The sequence below is a fragment of the Mucilaginibacter sp. P4_C11 genome (assembly GCF_056402115.1).
On sequence record NZ_JBFUIA010000014.1, the window covers coordinates 87807 to 106867 of the forward strand.

At 43.0% G+C, this 19061-nt stretch carries 18 protein-coding genes and 1 tRNA gene; 6 read left to right on the forward strand and 13 right to left on the reverse strand.

Annotation, left to right across the window (positions count from 1 at the left end; genetic code table 11):
• Window positions 1-278: 278 nt before the first annotated feature.
• Both AC1DU2_RS14565 and AC1DU2_RS14570 read right to left on the reverse strand, forming a co-directional pair.
• Entirely contained in the window at window positions 279-3701 is a 3423-nt protein-coding gene (locus AC1DU2_RS14565) for a ThuA domain-containing protein (RefSeq protein ID WP_477385082.1), read from the reverse strand.
• A gap of 728 nt (window positions 3702-4429) precedes the next feature.
• A tRNA-Asp gene (locus AC1DU2_RS14570) sits at window positions 4430-4541 on the reverse strand.
• A 151-nt stretch (window positions 4542-4692) separates the two neighbouring features.
• Between AC1DU2_RS14570 and AC1DU2_RS14575 the strand changes: the two genes are divergently transcribed.
• On the forward strand, window positions 4693-5169 hold the full coding sequence (locus tag AC1DU2_RS14575; RefSeq protein ID WP_076373882.1) for an Lrp/AsnC ligand binding domain-containing protein: 477 nt from the start codon (window positions 4693-4695) through the stop codon (window positions 5167-5169).
• Between the two features lie 190 nt (window positions 5170-5359).
• On the opposite strand, the gene AC1DU2_RS14580 is transcribed toward AC1DU2_RS14575, so the two are convergent.
• Window positions 5360-6076, reverse strand: a complete 717-nt coding sequence (locus AC1DU2_RS14580; RefSeq protein WP_477385083.1) for a hypothetical protein — start codon at window positions 6074-6076, stop codon at window positions 5360-5362.
• Between the two features lie 56 nt (window positions 6077-6132).
• Here AC1DU2_RS14580 and AC1DU2_RS14585 point away from each other — a divergent pair, with 56 nt between their 5' ends.
• Together AC1DU2_RS14585 and AC1DU2_RS14590 are read left to right on the forward strand one after the other, a co-directional pair.
• Window positions 6133-6843 carry an SAM-dependent methyltransferase gene (locus tag AC1DU2_RS14585; RefSeq protein WP_477385084.1) on the forward strand — a complete coding sequence of 237 codons (711 nt, stop codon included), beginning with the start codon at window positions 6133-6135 and terminating at the stop codon, window positions 6841-6843.
• Window positions 6844-6846: 3 nt separating this feature from the next.
• Entirely contained in the window at window positions 6847-8448 is a 1602-nt protein-coding gene (locus tag AC1DU2_RS14590; protein ID WP_477385085.1) for an FAD-dependent oxidoreductase, read from the forward strand.
• A 115-nt stretch (window positions 8449-8563) separates the two neighbouring features.
• Here the strand turns inward: AC1DU2_RS14590 and AC1DU2_RS14595 are convergent, their stop codons facing one another.
• A complete protein-coding gene (locus AC1DU2_RS14595; protein WP_477385086.1) occupies window positions 8564-10891 on the reverse strand; it encodes a T9SS type B sorting domain-containing protein in 2328 nt (775 codons plus the stop codon).
• A gap of 181 nt (window positions 10892-11072) precedes the next feature.
• Between AC1DU2_RS14595 and AC1DU2_RS14600 the strand changes: the two genes are divergently transcribed.
• Window positions 11073-11246 (forward strand): hypothetical protein, encoded by a 174-nt coding sequence (locus AC1DU2_RS14600; protein WP_477354766.1) that lies wholly within the window; start codon window positions 11073-11075, stop codon window positions 11244-11246.
• Between the two features lie 23 nt (window positions 11247-11269).
• Here AC1DU2_RS14600 and AC1DU2_RS14605 read toward each other — a convergent pair whose 3' ends face one another.
• From AC1DU2_RS14605 to AC1DU2_RS14630, 6 genes are all read right to left on the reverse strand, one after another.
• Window positions 11270-11971: a LytR/AlgR family response regulator transcription factor gene (locus tag AC1DU2_RS14605; RefSeq protein ID WP_477385087.1), complete on the reverse strand. Its 702-nt coding sequence runs from the start codon at window positions 11969-11971 to the stop codon at window positions 11270-11272.
• A gap of 22 nt (window positions 11972-11993) precedes the next feature.
• Window positions 11994-12593 (reverse strand): MiaE family protein, encoded by a 600-nt coding sequence (locus tag AC1DU2_RS14610; protein ID WP_477354773.1) that lies wholly within the window; start codon window positions 12591-12593, stop codon window positions 11994-11996.
• A 67-nt stretch (window positions 12594-12660) separates the two neighbouring features.
• Window positions 12661-12852 (reverse strand): hypothetical protein, encoded by a 192-nt coding sequence (locus AC1DU2_RS14615; protein WP_477354776.1) that lies wholly within the window; start codon window positions 12850-12852, stop codon window positions 12661-12663.
• Window positions 12853-12869: 17 nt separating this feature from the next.
• The gene (gene nadD / locus AC1DU2_RS14620) at window positions 12870-13442 is read right to left on the reverse strand and encodes a nicotinate (nicotinamide) nucleotide adenylyltransferase (protein WP_477354778.1); all 573 of its coding nucleotides are present in this window, start codon (window positions 13440-13442) and stop codon (window positions 12870-12872) included.
• Between the two features lie 95 nt (window positions 13443-13537).
• The gene (gmk, locus tag AC1DU2_RS14625; protein WP_477385088.1) at window positions 13538-14119 is read right to left on the reverse strand and encodes a guanylate kinase; all 582 of its coding nucleotides are present in this window, start codon (window positions 14117-14119) and stop codon (window positions 13538-13540) included.
• 90 nt (window positions 14120-14209) lie between these two features.
• Window positions 14210-15085, reverse strand: coding sequence for a YicC/YloC family endoribonuclease (locus AC1DU2_RS14630; protein WP_477385089.1), 876 nt, complete (start codon window positions 15083-15085; stop codon window positions 14210-14212).
• Between the two features lie 244 nt (window positions 15086-15329).
• Here AC1DU2_RS14630 and AC1DU2_RS14635 point away from each other — a divergent pair, with 244 nt between their 5' ends.
• Window positions 15330-16106 carry a hypothetical protein gene (locus AC1DU2_RS14635; protein ID WP_477354787.1) on the forward strand — a complete coding sequence of 259 codons (777 nt, stop codon included), beginning with the start codon at window positions 15330-15332 and terminating at the stop codon, window positions 16104-16106.
• Between the two features lie 127 nt (window positions 16107-16233).
• Here AC1DU2_RS14635 and rnc read toward each other — a convergent pair whose 3' ends face one another.
• From rnc to AC1DU2_RS14650, 3 genes are read right to left on the reverse strand one after another with little or no spacing between them, the layout of a single operon-like run.
• Window positions 16234-16959, reverse strand: a complete 726-nt coding sequence (gene rnc, locus AC1DU2_RS14640; RefSeq protein ID WP_147054753.1) for a ribonuclease III — start codon at window positions 16957-16959, stop codon at window positions 16234-16236.
• A gap of 10 nt (window positions 16960-16969) precedes the next feature.
• A complete protein-coding gene (fabF, locus tag AC1DU2_RS14645; protein WP_477354790.1) occupies window positions 16970-18223 on the reverse strand; it encodes a beta-ketoacyl-ACP synthase II in 1254 nt (417 codons plus the stop codon).
• Window positions 18224-18242: 19 nt separating this feature from the next.
• Window positions 18243-18479: an acyl carrier protein gene (locus AC1DU2_RS14650; RefSeq protein ID WP_031266521.1), complete on the reverse strand. Its 237-nt coding sequence runs from the start codon at window positions 18477-18479 to the stop codon at window positions 18243-18245.
• A gap of 147 nt (window positions 18480-18626) precedes the next feature.
• Here AC1DU2_RS14650 and AC1DU2_RS14655 point away from each other — a divergent pair, with 147 nt between their 5' ends.
• The gene (locus AC1DU2_RS14655) at window positions 18627-19052 is read left to right on the forward strand and encodes an IPExxxVDY family protein (protein ID WP_477354793.1); all 426 of its coding nucleotides are present in this window, start codon (window positions 18627-18629) and stop codon (window positions 19050-19052) included.
• Window positions 19053-19061 lie beyond the last annotated feature (9 nt).

Consider the following 19061-nt stretch of genomic DNA (forward strand, 5'->3'; position numbering starts at 1 on the left):
CTACTTTAAAAACAATATCTTCCACATCTTACTTGTATCCGGTTGCCGAAGAACATACACAGCTGAGGAGGTGTGTGCTTCATAAAAATTGCTCAATGCTATATAAAATATATGATCCCACAATTGTGGTAATTTGTTTTTGGGACAACAGGCAAGATCCATTGATAATTTCCTGATCGCTAAAATGCATAGTTATAAATTAAACAAGAAATCCCGGCAAGTTTAACTACCGGGATTTCTTGTTTAAAGTCGCCTTCTCAAAAGTTGTGGCGAAGTTTTTATTTCGCGCTAAATATCAAGCCCGTAACACCGGCCGTCAGGGCACCCGGTTTTACCGGTTTATAAATAAAGAACAGCTTGTGCATTTTCCCATCAGTTACCGGGGTAACTGCTACATGCGCCATGCCTCCTTTTTGGTCTTTTGCAGGCGTTGGCATGCCGCCTTTGCCAATCAGCTTCCCGTCGGGCGCATCAGCATGAAGTTCAAAATTGAAACCATACGTTGGTGCTGCCTGCCAGAAGGTAGTCAGGTTTACTGATTTTACACCGGTAAGGTCTATATAGTCAACCTCAAACCAACCTTCACCCGGCGGAATGATCATCAGGTTAATACCATTGTACTTAAACCCGGTAAAGCCGTTTGTTTTTTCGGCGCCGGTGAACAGGTAGTTGCTGCTGTTTAGTGTAGCTACACCGGTTCCGGTTAAAGCTTTAATCGCATCGGTGCCATCATCAGTATACTTAGCAGTTAATACCAAAGTAGCCGATGGTGTTTTGCCAGGATCAGGCATGATAGTGCCTGTTGGCGGCAGGGATTTTTTCTGGCTGTCCTTTCCTAACGACATTACCCAACCAATAATCTGTTCCAGATCGCCCTTTTTGATACTTGGGTGGGCCGACATGGCGGTTTCGCCCCAAACGCCAGCGCCACCTTTGATAACCTTCTGGCTTAGCTTATTCATGGCATCAGGGTCTTTCTGGTACTTGTTGCTTACATCAATAAACGCAGGGCCTATTGATTTGCCAACCTCTTTATGACAGCTTTTACAATCCATGCTCAGCATAAGCGTTTTACCTATATTCTCGGGGGCTGTTTGCTCCAGTTGTGATGCTTCAACAGGCTTTTTATAGCCATCAATATAATCAACGTTAACTATAATACGTTTTGCATCAACCTTACCGGTTGCCGTGCCATCGGTAACGGTAACTGCATAGCTAAGCGGAACACCCGGCAGGTAGAATGATTTATTGCCACCAGTTAATTTCACCGAAACAACGGGCTGCTCATTACCTGCATAAACGTTAACCGGGCTGCCCTTGCTTGCAGCGCCTTCTGCATCTTTGGCTTCAACACTTATTTTATAATCGCCTGCCTTGGTGTAAGTATAGCTAAGTTCCGGGGCATCGGTTTCTTTGGTGGTACCGTCGCCCATTTTCCAGCTATAGGTTATTTTATCTCCTTCGGGGTCTTTGGCCTGGGCAGATAATTTTACGGTGAAAGGCAACAAACCTGTTGTTTTATCAACCTTTACGCTGCTTATTACCGGCGGCCTGTTCCCTTTAATATAATCTATCCGGAATAAGCCCGCATCGGGATTGTGCGTAAACCAGCCGCTGCCATATTCCAGGCCGTAAAGCCTGCCATCGGGTCCAACCTCCATATCAATCATCGAATTTGATTTAAGACCAGGAAAAAATGGCTCCATTTTATCAAAATCACCTTCGGGAGTAAGGCTTACGGCTTTTATCCAGCCGCGCATCCATTCATAAGCCAAAAACTTGCCATTATAATAATCGGGCAAACGGGTCTCGGCCGGGTACATATCGGTATAATAAACCGGGCCTGCCATGGCGTTACGGCCACCGGCACCAACCTGCGGAAAATCGGCCGAGGGGCCGTAAGGATACCAGATAAATGCCGGTTGCGCAGGAGGTAAATCTGTTAACCCTGTATTATTGCGCGAGTTATTTACCGGGTGCTTAGGATCAAATGCAGGGCCCGATTTACCTGTGGCATAATCATAAATGTGGTAAGGTTTATTATCACCCACAAAATACGGCCAACCGTAGTTACCTGCATGGCGTGCCTGGTTCACTTCATCGTACCCCATCGGCCCGCGGGTGTCCAGGCTATCGTTATGTGCATCCGGGCCAACTTCGCCCCAGTATAAATTGCTATTTTTTTGATCTACAGAGATGCGGTAAGGGTTCCTGTCGCCCATCACATAAATTTCGGGGCGGGTTTTTGGTGTGCCTTTAGGAAAAAGGTTGCCTTCGGGGATATCGTAAGTACCATCGTCCTTAATTTTGATACGCATAATTTTACCGCGTAAATCGTTGGTATTCCCTGCCGACCGGCGGGCATCAAATTGTAAGTGACCAGGCCTGTCGTCTAAAGGCGCATAGCCGCTGGTTACATATTTTTGTCCTTTTTCATCAAACGGGGTTGAGTTATCACCAGCCGAGAAAAACAGGATCTTATCAGGCCCCGGTCCAAAGGCTATTGAACCACCGGTATGGCAGCAAATTTCGCGCTGGGCTTTAACTTCCAGTATCACTTTCTCTGTTTTTTTATCCAGCGTATCATTCTTAAACGTAAAGCGCGACAGTCGGTTAACCGAACTATCGGCCGGGCTGTAATAAATGTACACCCAATTGTTGTTAGCAAAATCGGGATCTTTAGCAAGGCCCAGCATACCTTCTTCGGCATTTGTGCCCGGGGTGTGCAGTGTTTTCCAGTATACATCAAAAAAGCCTACTTGTTTTACTTTTTGGGTAGCATGGTCATAGCGCATAATCTCGCCCCGGCGTTGTATAACAAGTATGTCAAGATTGGGCAGTACGGTCATTTCGGTTGGCTCAAAAAACTCACCGGTCGAAAGCTGGGTTTTAACAAACCTGTCCTCTTCGGGCGGCGTTTGGGTTTTAGCTTTGGAGTAGTCCAGTTCTTTATTTCCGCCAATAGAATATTTAATACCGGCTGTCAGCATTTTAAGGTAATTATCGTCCTTATAAGTCTCGTCGGTATGGCCCATGGCAGTATAAAAGGCGCGGCCTCCGTCAAAATCATGATACCAGGTGGCTGGGTGCAGCCCCATACGTTTACCACCTTTGTATGTGCTTTCGTCAAGGGTAATTAAAACATGCACATCGGCTGCCAAAGCCTTTTTAAAGCTGTAAAACTCATCGGTACGTTTCCATACTTTGGGCAGGTGCCTGGTGGCGTCGTTATCGGCATCAACCACATTGTAGGTGCCTGGTTGTACGTTAGGGTTTTTATCGTGAATGCCGGGGTGGTCGTAAAACCAATCGCCCATGAGGCGGCCATACCATCCCCAATCATACTCGGTATCGGCCGCGGCATGGATGCCTACGTAGCCCCCGCCGGCCTGTATATAGCGTTCAAAAGCCGCTTCCTGCCGATAATCGAGCACATCACCTGTAGTGCTTAAAAATATAACCGTTGCGTATTTTGCTAGAGTTGTATCATTAAACATAGCGGAGCTTTTGGTGGTATCTACATCAAACCCATTTTGCTCCCCCAGTTTTTGAATTGCGGCTATCCCTGCATCTATGGATGCATGGTGAAAGCCCATGGTTTTTGAAAATATAAGCACGCGCGGTTTACCCGGCCTGGCTTTGTTACATGACAAGTAAGTGCAGCTAAGGGCTACAAGAACCAACAGGGCGATTTTTTTCATATCGACTATTATGAATTTTGTGTTAAACTGGTGTTTAGAACTTGGTTTTTAGGAGCTATTGTGACAAAATGATACAATCTATTGGCACTTATCAAATTTATAATTAAATATCGAAGTGTCAATACCTATTGTGTAACAATGACACAATATTTGTCAGAATCAGAATTTACAGAATTCTCGAATTTACAGGATCTAAAATTCTGGATATTTTAAAATTCTGTAAATTCTGATTTCCGACGATTAAGCGTTAGGGATTGCAGCGTATACCGGCCAATGTGGCTAAGGCCTGTGTAGTATGAGCGTAAAGCCCGGACCGCAGGTAACGCCAGAAAGAATCAGGAAATTAGAGTCAAGAATCAAGATAATGAATGGATGATGATAATTATTAAGGCTATTTAGGGTGGTTTATGGGGTTAAAAACTTATTTATAGATTTTTTTATTGTCATGGTGCGTAGTCCTTTATCGAAATGTCCTTTGTACAAAATTGTATGGACACCCGAAGAAAAAACCTTTAGAAACAGCAAAGCCCCTGATGGGCAGGGGCCTTTACTAACCAATTATAAACCTAAATTATGAGAAGAGCTGTAGGAGAAGGGGTCGAACCTCCACGGAGTGGTTATTTTTATTGCTAAAAGTTTCCCAATTTCTCCGCCACCGCGACAAGGAGGTGTGTCTGCCAAAAATTTCACCATCCTACATGATATAAATCCCGTCTTTCATGGATTTGCTGTTGGGGAAGGATTCGAACCTCCACAGAGTAGTTAGCCCGCTTCGGGTTTTCTATGATCTCCGCCACCGGGACAAGGAGGTGTGTCTGCCAAAAATTTCACCACCCAACATTGTTTTTCTTTAAAAGAACGCTCAGCATTTGTCACTTGCTTGATACAAATTTAAGAGACCTATCAATTCCTTGCAAATATTTCAACAAAAATATTTTATTTTTATTCAAATTTTAATTAAACTTGTATTTCAATATAGATATTCAAATTTATGTCCCACAGAAAAGCTCAAAATTTAGAAATTGATAATCTCGATATCCAGATTTTATCAATATTAATGAAAAATGCTACCACGCCGTACACCGAGATAGCTAAAGAGTTAATAGTTTCTGGCGGAACCATACACGTGCGGATGAAAAAGTTGGAGGAGATGGGTGTAATTAAGGGTGCCAGTCTGGAGGTAGATCCGCAAAAGTTAGGGTATGATATTACCGCTTTTTTGGGTATTTACCTGGAAAAGGGATCGCAATATAACGAGGCTGTAAAACAGTTAAAAACTATAAAAGAGATAGTTGAGCTGCATTATACTACCGGCGAGTGGAGTATTTTTGCCAAAATTGTATGCCACGATACCACTCACCTGCGCGAGGTTTTAAACGAGCAGATACAGGGTGTAAAAGGCATTCAACGTACCGAAACCTTCATTTCGCTTGAAGAAAGCATAAGGAGGCAGATTACCTTAGAATAACCATTACCAAACGATTCGCGATTTTTTAAAAGAGGCTGTTATCTGGGTTTATACCCGGGATAACGGTCTTTTTTGTGGAATTAATTGTCAGGACCGGAATTTCTCGAATTAAAGGATTAACAGAATTTAATTACAAGCCATACTTCGGAAATTCTGTTAATTCAAAAAATTCGTTGAATTACGGTTCAGATTACGCCGCGTTCGATATATACTTCACCAAACTCCTTTTTGCAACTGGCAAAAGCGTTTGCTCCAACGGAAACGTAATATCGCTGTGCACATAATAAACCGCCGGATTGGGCATAAATTTATTGCGGTTGATGAGTTTTAGCTTCATCGCCTCGGGAGTGTTCGCGATGCTGTATTCATAATTTTCAAGAAAATTAATGTTAATGCCACGGTATTTATCGTCCTTGCCTTCAAAAATGGTAATCTGGTATTCGTAAATGAAACCGATACGTTCTTTGCCGTTACGTAACGAGAAATAGCCATGATAGGGCATCAGCGGCATAATGCCTATCGGGTTTATATTCAACCGGCTCTCTACAAAGTCATAAATTTCTTTACCTATTTGTATGGCGGGGTTCATCTGGGCCATGGCATAGGCAATGATCTGCTCTATCTCCTGCATACCTTGATCGTCCTGTATAATTTTTTGGTAGGTGAGCTTAACGGCATCAATATCAGCCTGGGTAAGGCGTTGCGGAAAGGCCTGCTGCATGAGCGATTTATTTTTCTTAAAATCTACCAGGTTGTTATAATGGAAAATCAAATCGGCAAGGTTGGGATATAGCCTGCTTTTATCAAAATGGCGGTTAATCTCCTGCAGATAATTTAGCAGTACATACTTTTTATGTTCAAAATCAATGTATCCCTCAATAAACCAGTTAACGCCCAGTGGTTTCATATTTTTCAGGCTCCTTTCAATAGCTTAAATTAAACAAAAAACACCAACTTTGCAATATGCCCTATGGAACCCTTTATTTAATCCCCGTGCCCCTTGCCGAAGAAGCGGCCGCAAAATCATTTACCCCCTACCTGGTTGATACTATTAACAGTATTAAGGAATATATTGTTGAGAATGAAAAAACTGCCCGCAAGTTTTTAAAAGAAGCAGGCCTAAAAACGCCGCAAAGCGAGCTCACCATTCATGATTATGGTAAATACAACCGCGAAACCGGCACTGCCGACTTTTTTAAAGGCTTACAAGCCGGTAACGATGTTGGCCTGATGAGCGAAGCCGGTTGCCCCGGCATAGCCGACCCAGGTGCCGAAATTGTAGATAAAGCCCACCGCATGGGTATTAAAGTGGTGCCGCTGGTTGGCCCAAGCTCTATTTTATTAGCGCTGATGGCATCTGGCTTCAACGGCCAAAGCTTTACCTTTAATGGCTACCTGCCTATTGATAAACTACTGCGCAGTAAAAAAATAAAAGAGCTGGAAGGCCTGGCAACCCGGCTTGACCAAACACAGATTTTTATTGAAACGCCTTTCCGCAACAACTCTTTATTGGAAGAGGTGTTAAAAACAGCATCGCCCAAAACAAAGCTTTGCATAGCTACAGATCTTACCGCAGCTACCGAATTTGTGCAAACCAAAACTATAATGGATTGGCAAAAGAAAGTGCCCGAGCTGCATAAACGCCCCACCATATTTTTACTCTTCCACGGATAAAGCATGCAGATTACGCAGCAACATACCCAGGTGTTGATAGTAGGCGCCGGTCCATCGGGATTAATGATGGCCGCCCAGCTATTGCGCTATGGTGTGCAGCCCGTAATTATTGATAGTAAGCAAGGGCCTACCGATAAGTCGAAGGCGCTGGCGGTACAGGCCCGTTCGATGGAGATTTTCAGGCAGATGGGCGTTATTGACCGGGTGATAGCCGGCAGCAAAGCAGTTGCCGGGGCAGTTATTAGCCAGGAAGGCCTTGAAATAGCATCGTTAGCCCTTGAAGGCATTGGCGATGGGCAAACTGCCTTCCCCTACATTTATATGTATCAGCAAAGCAAAACCGAGCGCCTGCTGCTTGATTATTTAACACTTAACTGCTGCCCGGTTTACTGGAATACTACGTTACTAAGTGCGAAGCAGGATGCCTCAAAGGCGACTGTGATACTACAAACCGGCACGGATACGCAAACGCTTACCTGCGATTGGTTGATAGCCGCTGATGGCGCACGCAGCCCCATTCGCAAACAGTTACAGCTAACTTTTAACGGCGACACTTACCAACACCAGTTTTATGTAGCCGATGTTAAAATAGAGGATGTTTTGGGCGATAAAGTGAGCCTCTATTTATCAAAAAAGGGGTTCGCAGCTTTTTTCCTGATGCCCGAGGAGCATTACTGCCGCATTGTGGGTAACCTGCCCAATGAGTTTGATAACCGCAAAGGGCTGCAAATGGACGATGTATTACCTTACCTGGATACCATAACCGGGGCGGGCATTAAAATAGCGCATACCAACTGGTTTGCTACTTATAAACTGCATCACCGCATGGCGGGTAAATTCAGGGAGCAGCGTTGTTTTTTAATAGGCGATGCCGCGCACATCCACTCGCCAGTTGGCGGGCAGGGTATGAATACAGGCCTACAGGATGCCTACAACCTGGCCTGGAAATTAGCAGGGGTTGTTAATAACCAGTTAAAAGAATCTATTTTAGATAGTTATGCAGCCGAGCGCATGCCCGTGGCGCGTGAACTACTAAACACTACCGACCGTATTTTTAAAATGATCCTCTCGCGCAATTGGTTTGTTGGGCTATTTAAAAAGTGGCTGCTGCCGGTATTGCTAAAAAAAACATGGAGCAAGCCCGCGTCAAAGCAGGCGTTTTTTAAACGAATATCGCAAACCGGTATCAGCTATCGCAATAGCCAGATTAGCCTGAACCTGAGCCATGCTACCCGCATTAAAGCAGGCGACAGATTGCCCTACCTCAAAGTTTTCGACGAGAAGAAACAACAGGAAACCGACCTGCACGAATGGTGCAGCAAACCCGGCTTTACCATCATAGCGCTTGGCAAGCTTCAGGAAATTGACCTGTTTACCCTTGCCAAATGGATAACCCAGAAATACCCGGCCAACCTCAACTTTTTTTACCTGCCCCCATCAGCCAAAAACCAGCCCGTATTTGATGCATTCGAGATTAAAGGCAATCAAAAAAAAGCCATAATTGTGCGCCCGGATATGCACATTGGCTTTTTAAATGATGTGGTGGATATAGATATGATGGATAATTATTTGCAGAATGTGGTGGGGTTTTTCAGTGGGCAGTAGGTAGTTTGTAGCAACTAACACATAGTGCTGATATAAACAAAACTAAAGGCACGTAATAATAATCTTCACGCAAATCCGCCAACAATCCATCCCCTGGGGATTAGTACCTTAATACTTACCTTACCACCATTACCCATCCTGTTAATATCGTTCCGTTTTTAAGATCGATGGTGTAATAATAGGTACCTGCGGGCATTGGCTTCCCATTAAAATGCCCATCCCAGGGATTGGGATAACCAGTGCTTTTATATACTATACTACCGTAGCGGTTAAAAACCTGCGTAACTGACTTTGGGTAACTATCTAATCCTTTAATATTCCATGTATCATTTTGCCCATCACCATTAGGGCTAAAAGTATTTGGAGGTATAATAGTATTGATAACAGTCACGGTGACAAGGCTGGAGGCAACGCACCCATCTGTTGAGGTAACTTTTAGTTTATAGGTTGTGGTTTTTTGCGGGCTTGCAACCGCATATTGGGAATTTGGATTGCTCAAACCATATGCGGGTGTCCAGTTGTAAGCGGCAATATTGCCAGAAACAACAGGCTTAAACGTAATATTTTTACCTGCTATGATTTGCTCGGCCGGATTAAGAATGATTGTTGGATACGGGTTAATAGTAACAGCGGCATCAAACCCCAGATTTGGAATTCCGCAGCCACCACCAGTGGTTACCGCGCAATTGACAAGATCGCCGGTTTTTAAATTATCAGCTACAAATTGCGGTGTGTTTATTCCCGCGTTTATCCCGTTTACCAGCCATTGGTAACGGGTGCCTGCATCGGGGTTTTTTACTGTTGCCGTAAAAGTAATAAGATCGCCCTGGCAGCCCAGTGCCGGGGCGGGGCTTATAGATACTGAACGACCAGGGGGCTCTATATCATTTTTGGCTGTAACGTTAAAAATAATGCTGCTACTGCCCCCAGAGTTATCAATAGCTGTAAGCGTAACCTTAACGGGCACCCCGTTTTGCAGTACGGTATTTGCATCGGGCGATTGCGTGAACCTTATAGTACTGCCAGGGCAGTTATCAGTAGCGGTAGCCCTAATTGTATAATTGGCCAGGTTTGAACAGTCGGTAACATCTATATCGCCAAAGGCCGAGGTGATGGTTGGCCGGCTTTGTACAAAAACCGGCACATTGGCTGTAGAAAAGGTACAAGTACTTGGGCCAACATTACCGGTATAAACAAAATACGGTCCGTTGCCCGCTATTGTGGATACGATGTTATCGTGCGTCATTTTTCTGATAAGCTGATTATCATAATCAGCAATATAAATATTTCCGCAGGGATCAATTGCCATGCCTTCACAAATCGAAAACCGGGCGTCGGTACCCTTACCGTCTACAGGATTCGAGTTGCCGTTATCGCCTGCAATAGTTACTACTTTACCATCCGGTGTTATTTTTCTGATGCTAAATAAATCTCCCACACACAGGTTGCTATCAGCATCAAATACTATTGCAAAAGGCGCTGCAAACGATGCCCTTAATCTATCGCCATCATCGTTTCCCTGTATACCCCTCCCCGCATACACAGAAACTGTGCCGTCGGGGGTTATTTTTTTAATTTGAAAATAAGTATTATCAGCAACATAAACATTATTGGCGGCATCAACTGCTAATCCCCAGATTGCTCCAAACCGCGCAATTTTACCATTACCGTTAATATTGCCTTGCTTGCCGTCGCCCGCAAGCGTGCTTACAACGCCTCCCGGATTTATTTTGCGAACTTTAAAATTACCTCTATCGGCAACATAAATATTCTGATCCTTGTCCATAGCCATTTTACCTGGATCTCTAAATATTGCCTTTTCGCCCTGGTCATCGGCGTCGCCGGGTATTCCCTTGCCTGCAAATGTCGAAACCATGCCGCCGGGAGTAACTTTCCTGATCCGGTTATGACTATCGCTCACATAAATATTATCGGCCGAATCAATAACAATATCCTGCATAGCATCAAACATTGCAGTTGTTTTGGGCCCATTAGCATACCCTTGTACCCCAGTACCTGCAAAAGCAGATACATCGCCTTGAGGCGTTATTTTTTGAATAGTAAAACCGCTATTTTGGGAAATGAACAAGTTGCCGGCCCTATCAAAAGCTACTCCATTTGGATATTGCAATTGTACGGCATTGGGTTTTAAGCTTCTTATAAAACCATTATTAACAGCCTTAACTTTAATGTCCTGATTGCCGATATCGCTGCAATTGAAACTGACGGGCTGTAACAGGGCCCTGTTTGCTGAGTCATTTGTGCTCTTGTTGATTAAAGCAAGGTCTTCAATTTTATTTTTATAATAGCCAGTTGCATCAAGCTGAAGTAATATAACCGGTGGCTTGGGCGTAATGATTGGGGCTTGCTGCGCAAACACTGGCTTGTTGGTGTATAATAAAAAGAATAGCAACAGGGCTATAATTGGCTTATACCTAATCATTTCAACTTTAGGTTAAACAATTATAGCAAAAATGTTTTGAATTTAGCAGGCAGGTATGCTGGTCATATTGAGGCAATTGATTTTCGGGACATTTTAGGGCAGCAATGTGGTAAAGCTGGTAATGCAATCTGCCAAGTCGTGCATTTGTAAAATCCTATAAATCAAACCAGTCGCAAAACCTATGAAAAAGAAAGCGCCTGTGTATCCTAAACACAGACGCCTTATCGAAACTATTATGAAAAAAGGGTATGTTAACCCCAACTTTGCCCTGCAACGCCGTTGGGATAACGATGTAAAGATGCGGTGGAATGCGTCATTAACCAACCGTGTATCGGCGAACAGGCATTTTGTATAGATGAATAAATAAAAACCGGGTTATTAACGCGATTTCATCCAGTTTCTGACAAAATCGAGATAACTCTCGCTCACGGGTAGTTCAATGTCGGATAGTTTAACCTTACGGTTCTGGATAGACCGGATCTTATTAACCGGTACAATATAACTCCGGTGGATGCGCTGAAATTTATCTGAAGGCAGCTTTTCCAGTACTTTTTTTAATGGCATCAGCGTAAGCACCGTTTTGGCATTGGTAACATGAATTTTTATATAATCTTCCATGCTTTCAATATACTCAATGGTGTTTAAATCAACCTTTACCATCCGGTATTCCGAGTATACATAAAGGCTTTCGTCGGCCTGTTCGGTGGCGGGCCTGGTTTTGTATTGGTGATAATCAACCGCTTTTTCAACGGCCTTTTCAAAACGTTTAAAATCGATAGGTTTCAGGATATAATCAATAGCCTCCAGTTCGAAACCCTCAAACGCAAAGTTTTTATAGGCGGTGGTAAATATCACCATGGGCTTAACTTTTAGGGCGCGCACCAGGTCAATCCCCGTAATATCTGGCATATTGATGTCGATAAAAAGCAGGTCAATTGGCGTATTTTTCAAAAATTCGGCGCCCGAAATCGCATCCTCAAAAGTATTCAGCAACTGCAAAAACGGGAAACGTGCAACATAACCGGCAATGAGTTTTAATGCCAGGGGCTCGTCGTCAATTGCGATACATTTAAGCAGCATAGTTTTAATTTATAAAAATGGATTAACCGTGTATTGTCTCGCTTTTTCCGTAGTTCTGGATCACTTTAGCTTCGTAAGCCAAAAACTCTTTCCAGCGCTGTTCCACATCTATCTCCACAGCATATTTTTTGGCCAGCCGTATAAACATCGAATAATGTGTAGCCTCGCTTATCATCAGTTCATGGTAAAATCCGGATAGTTCGGTGTCGTTAATGTTTTCAGATAGCACCTTAAAGCGCTCGCAGCTGCGTGCCTCTATCATCGCCGAAAACAATAACCTGTCTATCAGCTGCGCCTCGCGGCCGCCGCCTATGATAATAAACTTGCGCAGCTCATTTACATAATTATCCTTGCGCTCTTTGCCTAAAACAAAACCGCGCGCTACAATAATTTCATGCACGCGTTTAAAGTGGTCCATTTCTTCCTGTACAAGGGCAATCATCTCCTGCACCAGGTCGGATAGGTTGGGGTTTTGAACAATAAGCGTGATACCGTTAGTAGCTGCCTTCTGCTCGCAATAAGCATGATCGGTTAATAGTTCTTCAATATTGCTTTCCACCACATTTTTAACCCAAAGCGGATCAGTTGGTAACTGTAATTTAAGTATAGTTTTCTCGCTCACGAGGACAAATATAGGAAGATAGAGTCAAGAAATTAGCATCAAGAATCGAGAGCAAATTAATATGAATTTAATTATCCAATAACCACTTTTGTATCGTTGCGTCCATTTCTTCTTCAGTTAAAAAATCGCCATTTCTAACTTCTTCCCGGGCCATTGCAATTTTATAGCTGATGGCGATTTTGTCGATAAACTCATTTGCCGAAAATGTTTCCGGCATAGTTTGTAAAATATCGTACGCCCATTGTTTTGTTAACTTCATGATTTTCTCGCTCACTTTTATTTATACAAACTCTTGCTCTCAATAAATTTCAAAACAGGATCAGGTACAAAATATTGTACGTTCTTTTTTTCGGCGATGGATTTGCGGATGAAGGTTGCCGATAACTCCATCTGTGGTGTCATGGTAATGGTTACGGAAGGATGGTCGGCCAGTTCGGCGTTTTCGTAGCCGGGGCGGGGGTACACGTAAATGCGGTAATCGCGCAGGATGAGTTTATAGTTTTTCCACTTATGCAGGGTTCCCAGGTTATCTGAGCCCATGATAAGGGCAAATTCATGGTCGGGGTATTTTTCTTTAAGGTGGGCTAGCGTATCTATCGTATAAGATGGTTGTGGCAGCCTCAACTCCACATCGCTTACAGCAATGTTGGTGGCATTATCAGTAGCCAGGCGGGCCATTTCCAGCCTGTCGTAGGTATTAATCAGGTCGCCATATTTTTTGAGCGGATTTTGGGGCGATACCACCAGCCAAACCTTATCCAATGTGGTATGGTTGGCCATGTAGTTGGCAATAATAAGGTGCCCTATATGTATTGGATTAAATGAACCAAACAGTAAGCCTATTTTCATTTCAGTGGTGCCCCCTAACCCCCTAAAGGGGGAATAAATTAAAGTTTTGTTATTAATCTGTAAGCCCTGGCCAAATTGAATTTAGCACTCCCCCTTTAGGGGGCCGGGGGGCTAATAAAGTTCCTCACCAGTTCCTGCGCTTCTTTGCAAGCCGTTTCAAGATCGTAATTTTTGAGGATAATATCAAACTGGGGCGCGTATTTTAGCTCTTTTTCGGCTTTGGCAAAGCGTTCTTTCAATTTTTCTTCGCTATCTGTACCCCGGCCGGTTAAACGTTCTATTAAAACCTCCAACGAAGGGGGCTGAACGAAGATAGCCAATGCCTGCCCATCGTATTTACGTTTCAGGTGAAGGCCGCCTTCCACGTCGATATCAAAAATTACTGTTTTGCCTTTTGCCCAGATGCGCTCAATTTCGGCGCGCAAGGTGCCGTAAAATGTCCCGGTGTAAACTTCTTCAAATTCAACAAATTGCTTTTTGGCAATACGGTGTGTAAACTCGGCCAGGCTAATAAAGTAATAATCTTTGCCATCTTCCTCATCGCCGCGGGCCTGGCGGGTAGTTGCCGAAATGGAAAACTCCAGCTCGGGTATTATACTCAACAGGTGGTGTACTATTGTAGTTTTACCAGCACCCGATGGTGCCGAAAATATGATGAGTTTACCGTTTTGGCTCATTGGTTCATTAGTTCATTAGTTCATTAGTGGTTGGTGGCGCATAGTCACCAGCTTGCTACCAATGAACTAATGAACCAGTGAACCAATGAACTATAATACGTTTAACAGTTGTTCTTTAATTTTTTCCAATTCTTCCTTCATGCCTACCACAAGTTTCTGAATATTGGCATCGTTGGCTTTTGAGCCAAGGGTATTTATTTCCCTGCCTATCTCCTGCGAAATAAAGCCCAGCTTTTTGCCATTGGCATCAGCATTTTTAAGGGTTTCAATAAAATACTCGCAGTGGGTTTTAAGGCGAATCTTTTCTTCGGTTATATCCAGCTTATCTATGTAATAAATAAGCTCCTGCTCAAAACGGTTTTGGTCGATGGCTTCACGATTGGCAACCTCGGCCAGGAAAGTATTCAGCCTTTCGCGAATCAGCGGCACTCGTTTAGGGTCTTCCAGTTCAACCAATTCCAGGTTTTTAAGGATGATACCAATACGATACTTTACATCATTCTCCAACACATTGCCTTCATCGGCCCTGAATTGCTGAAAAGCGGCCATGGCCTGCTGAAAGGTTTTTTCAACCTGTTTCCACTCATCTTCAGATACCGTCTCCTCATCGTATTTAACAACTTCGGGCAAGCCTAAGGCAAGTTGCATCAGGTTGGCGGCGGGCTCGTTAAGCTCAGCGCTAACATCCTTAAGTTGCTGATAATAGTGCTTAAGCAACACTTTATCAATACCGGCCGCTCTTACAGAGGCGTTAACCTGCTCTACATTGATAGATAAGTTTACCTTACCACGCTCAATCAGTTTACTGCAATCGTTACGCAGCTGAAATTCCTTTTCAGAGAAAATTTTAGGCAAACGAAGCGAAAGTTCAAGAAATTTACTGTTCAGGGATTTAATTTCAACGGTGTATTTAGTATTACCCGAATCAAAACTGGCAATTCCATACCCTGTCATGGATTTTATCATGTGCAAAGATAGGGTTTTGTTGTCAAAGTCCGAAAGTCGGGAAAGTCAGGAAGTCCGAAAGTCGGGAAGTCCGAAAGATAGAAAAGTTGAGATGAGGAGTGGGAAATCTGATGCTAAGGAATTGTTTGATTGACCATCAGACTCTTTTACTTCCCGACTTTCGGACTTCCCAACTTCCTCCTTTAACACTTTTTCACACTTGGTGTAAAATACTCTGTATATATTTACGTTCTTATTTGTACTAATGCGCATTCGTTTTACCCTGCAGTTACTCGTTTGCTTTTGCTTTGTTTTAAATGCATCAGCACAGGAATTTACCCTAAAAGGGGTGATATCAAAAAAAAGCACGCCCGAACGTGTTGGTCAGGTAATGATCAAAAACTTAAAAACCAATGTCACGCTCATGAGCGATGACCTTGGTTGGTTTACAGTGAAAGTTTCGGTTGGCGACACATTGCTGTTTTCGAAAGAAAAATTTACACCGCAAAAGATAGAGGTACTGAATAACAGCGATATGCCTGTTTACCTGCAGCCCCAGATTGTATTGGCCGAAGTAAAAATCACGGGTCAAACCAAGCGCCAGGAGGTTAATGAAATTATGGGCGATTACCGCAAACAGGGCACTTTTTACGCTGGCAAGCCACCTGTAACATCATTTATAACCAACCCGCTAACAGGAATTTATGAGCTTTTTGGCCAAACGCCAAACAGGGCCAAACGCTTTGCACAATTCTCAAAAGGCGAGATTGAGCAGGCCGAAGTAAACCGGCGGTATAATATCAATTTTGTAAAACAGGTTACCAAGGTGCAATCAGATACCGAAGCGCAACGTTTCATGAATTATTATACGCCAACCTTCGACGAATTGAAAGGCTGGAATGATTACGACCTGATAAGCCATATTCAAAAATCATACGATTATTATAAAAACAGCGGGGAAAAAGAGAAGCTGGAACTGTTGAATTCTCCAACGTTCATTAAATCAGATTCAACCAAGCTATCAAAGCCGGGGCAACACTAAGAAGATGTAGTGTTAAGTCGCCAGTATAAGTCGTAAGTCTAAAGTTGAATTTTTTCTTTTTCGACTTAGAACTTAAGACTTTGGGCTAAAGACAATCCGTCAATTTATCGTTGACACGACAGTATTGTTAAATGCCTAACGTTTCGCAGGCTTTTTCGGCGGCAAGCTTCTCGGCATTCTTTTTACTGAATTCTTTGCCCGAGCCTGTTATTTCGCCATCAACCAGGGCCTGTACAGTAAATAGCTTGGTATTTTCGCCTTCCTGGTTGGTTACCAGCTCAAAAGTAATATCGCGGCCATGGCGCTGGCACCACTCAATTAATTTACTCTTAAAGTTGGTTTCGGTTTGCTCCAGTTTATGAATATCTATATGCGATTTGATGATGTGGTTTATCAAAAAGCTTTTGGTAAAATCATATCCCTTATCCAAATAAACGGCACCAATGAGTGCTTCAAAAGCATCGCCAAGTAATGAGCCCTGCCTGCTGGAGTTTAGCATGCGGCTATCGTACTCAATTAATTTATCAAAGCCAAGCTTGCGGCCAAGGGCATTCAGGTTGTTGCGGCTCACAATTTTTGATCGCAGCTCGGTTAAAAACCCTTCATCCTCATAAGGGTACAGTTTAAAAAGCACTTCGGCCACTACGCTGCCTAAAACGGCATCGCCCAGGAACTCCAATCGCTCGTTACTGTTTTTTACCCCTTTTTTTACGTTTTGGGCAACAGACTTATGCCTGAATGCCAAACGGTATAAAGACAAATTGCCCGGCACGAAACCGAGCAAATTATTTAAAACCTTAACGTATTTTCTATTGGGCGATATATAAAGCTTGTATAACCGGCTGATAGGCATTAAACCACAATTAATCTACGTATTTCTTGAATATCACAGAAGCATTATGGCCGCCGAAACCAAATCCATTGCTTTGTACTATATTAATATCCCTTTTTTGAGCAGTATTAAAGGTGAAATTAATTTTAGGATCAAACGATGGATCATCGGTAAAATGGTTAATAGTAGGGGGTATTATACCATTCTGTAAAGCCAATATAGAGGCAATAGCTTCAACCGCGCCGGCAGCACCCAAAAGGTGGCCAGTCATTGATTTGGTTGAGCTGATATTTATACGGTAAATATCATCGCCAAAAACATCCTGTATCGCTTTAATTTCCTGCGGATCGCCTATTGGGGTGGATGTTCCGTGAACATTCACATAGTCGATATCTGCGGGGGTTAAGTTTGCGTCTTCCAGTGCCGACCGCATTACCAGTGCCGCGCCAAGCCCATCCGGGTGTGGTGCTGTCATGTGATAAGCATCAGCGCTCATTCCGCCACCCATCATTTCGGCATAAATTTTAGCGCCACGGGCCTTTGCATGCTCCAGCTCTTCTAAAATTATGGTACCCGCGCCTTCGCCGGCAACAAAACCATCCCTGTCCAAATCAAACGGACGCGACGCCGTTGACGGATCATCGTTACGGGTTGATAATGCATGCATGGCGTTAAAACCACCGATACCAGCTTCGTTAATGATTGCTTCAGAACCGCCGCTGATGAACATATTAGCTTTACCCAAACGGATATAGTTAAAAGAATCAATAAGCGAATTGTTTGATGAAGCACAGGCAGAAACTGTTGAAAAGTTTGGACCGCGCAAACCATATTTGATCGAGATATGGCCAGGGGCTATATCCGCTATCATTTTAGGAATAAAAAATGGGTTAAAACGTGGGGTGCCATCGCCTTTGGCAAAGTTTACAACTTCATCCAAAAACGTTTTTAAACCGCCAATGCCCGATCCCCAGATAACACCTATGCGGCTGGTATCCAGTTTCGAGAAATCTAAACCCGCGTCTTTCACTGCCTCTTCTGTGGAGAAAAGTGCGTATTGAACAAACGGATCTAATTTACGGGCATCTTTACGACCCAAAAAACCATCCGCATCAAAGCCCTTTACTTCACATGCGAACTTAGTTTTGAAATGTGTGGTATCAAAACTTTTAATAAAGGCAGCGCCACTTACCCCATTGATTAAGCCGTTCCAATATTCAGAAACGGTATTACCAATTGGAGTAAGTGCTCCAAGCCCGGTTACTACAACTCTTTTGAACTCCATTTAATCCAGTTAGGGAGTCTTATTTAACGTTTTTTTCAAGGTAAGCAACAGCCTGACCTACAGTACCGATAGTTTCAGCCTGATCGTCAGGAATAGCCACGTTAAATTCTTTTTCAAACTCCATGATTAATTCCACGGTGTCTAACGAGTCGGCACCAAGGTCGTTGGTGAAACTCGCTTCTGGTGTAACTTCACTTTCGTCAACACCCAGTTTTTCTACGATAATAGCTTTTACTCTTGAAGCGATATCAGACATAGTCTTTATAGTTTAATGATTAATAAAAATTCAGTGCAAAGAAAAATAAATTCTGTCAATAATCAAATCTAAAACTTTTACAATATAATTCGATAACAAAATTTTATTGAAGCGGTTTGGATTTGTATTTTTGATGCGGTAAAAGTAATGATTTTGAACAGGAAATTTTTAAAGTTTGAGATCGATTTTGATTTTGTGCTTATTGCGGTAACTTCTTCGTTAAAAGATTACCGTGTATGTTATCTTATCAACAAATTTTTAAATTTTAATTTTATTAAAACTGAAGATCTGTCTGTTGATATTCACCCCGGAAGCGAACCCGTTTTGTTCTCAAAATACCATTATAACTGGGAAACCACCGAAACTGATTTTTATTTTATAGGCAATAAAGGCTCTGAGGGCTATTTAGTGCCCGAAATGAAGAGCGCCGATTATTTTTTAATGGTGCGTAATTATATTGATGATACCGACCTTGATAACCTGATATCGACCCTAAATAAAATACCCGAAATTGTTGCCGCAGTAAAGATTGATCCGAAAAAAATAAAATCACGGGAAAATCTGTTATTTTAGCGCAAAATT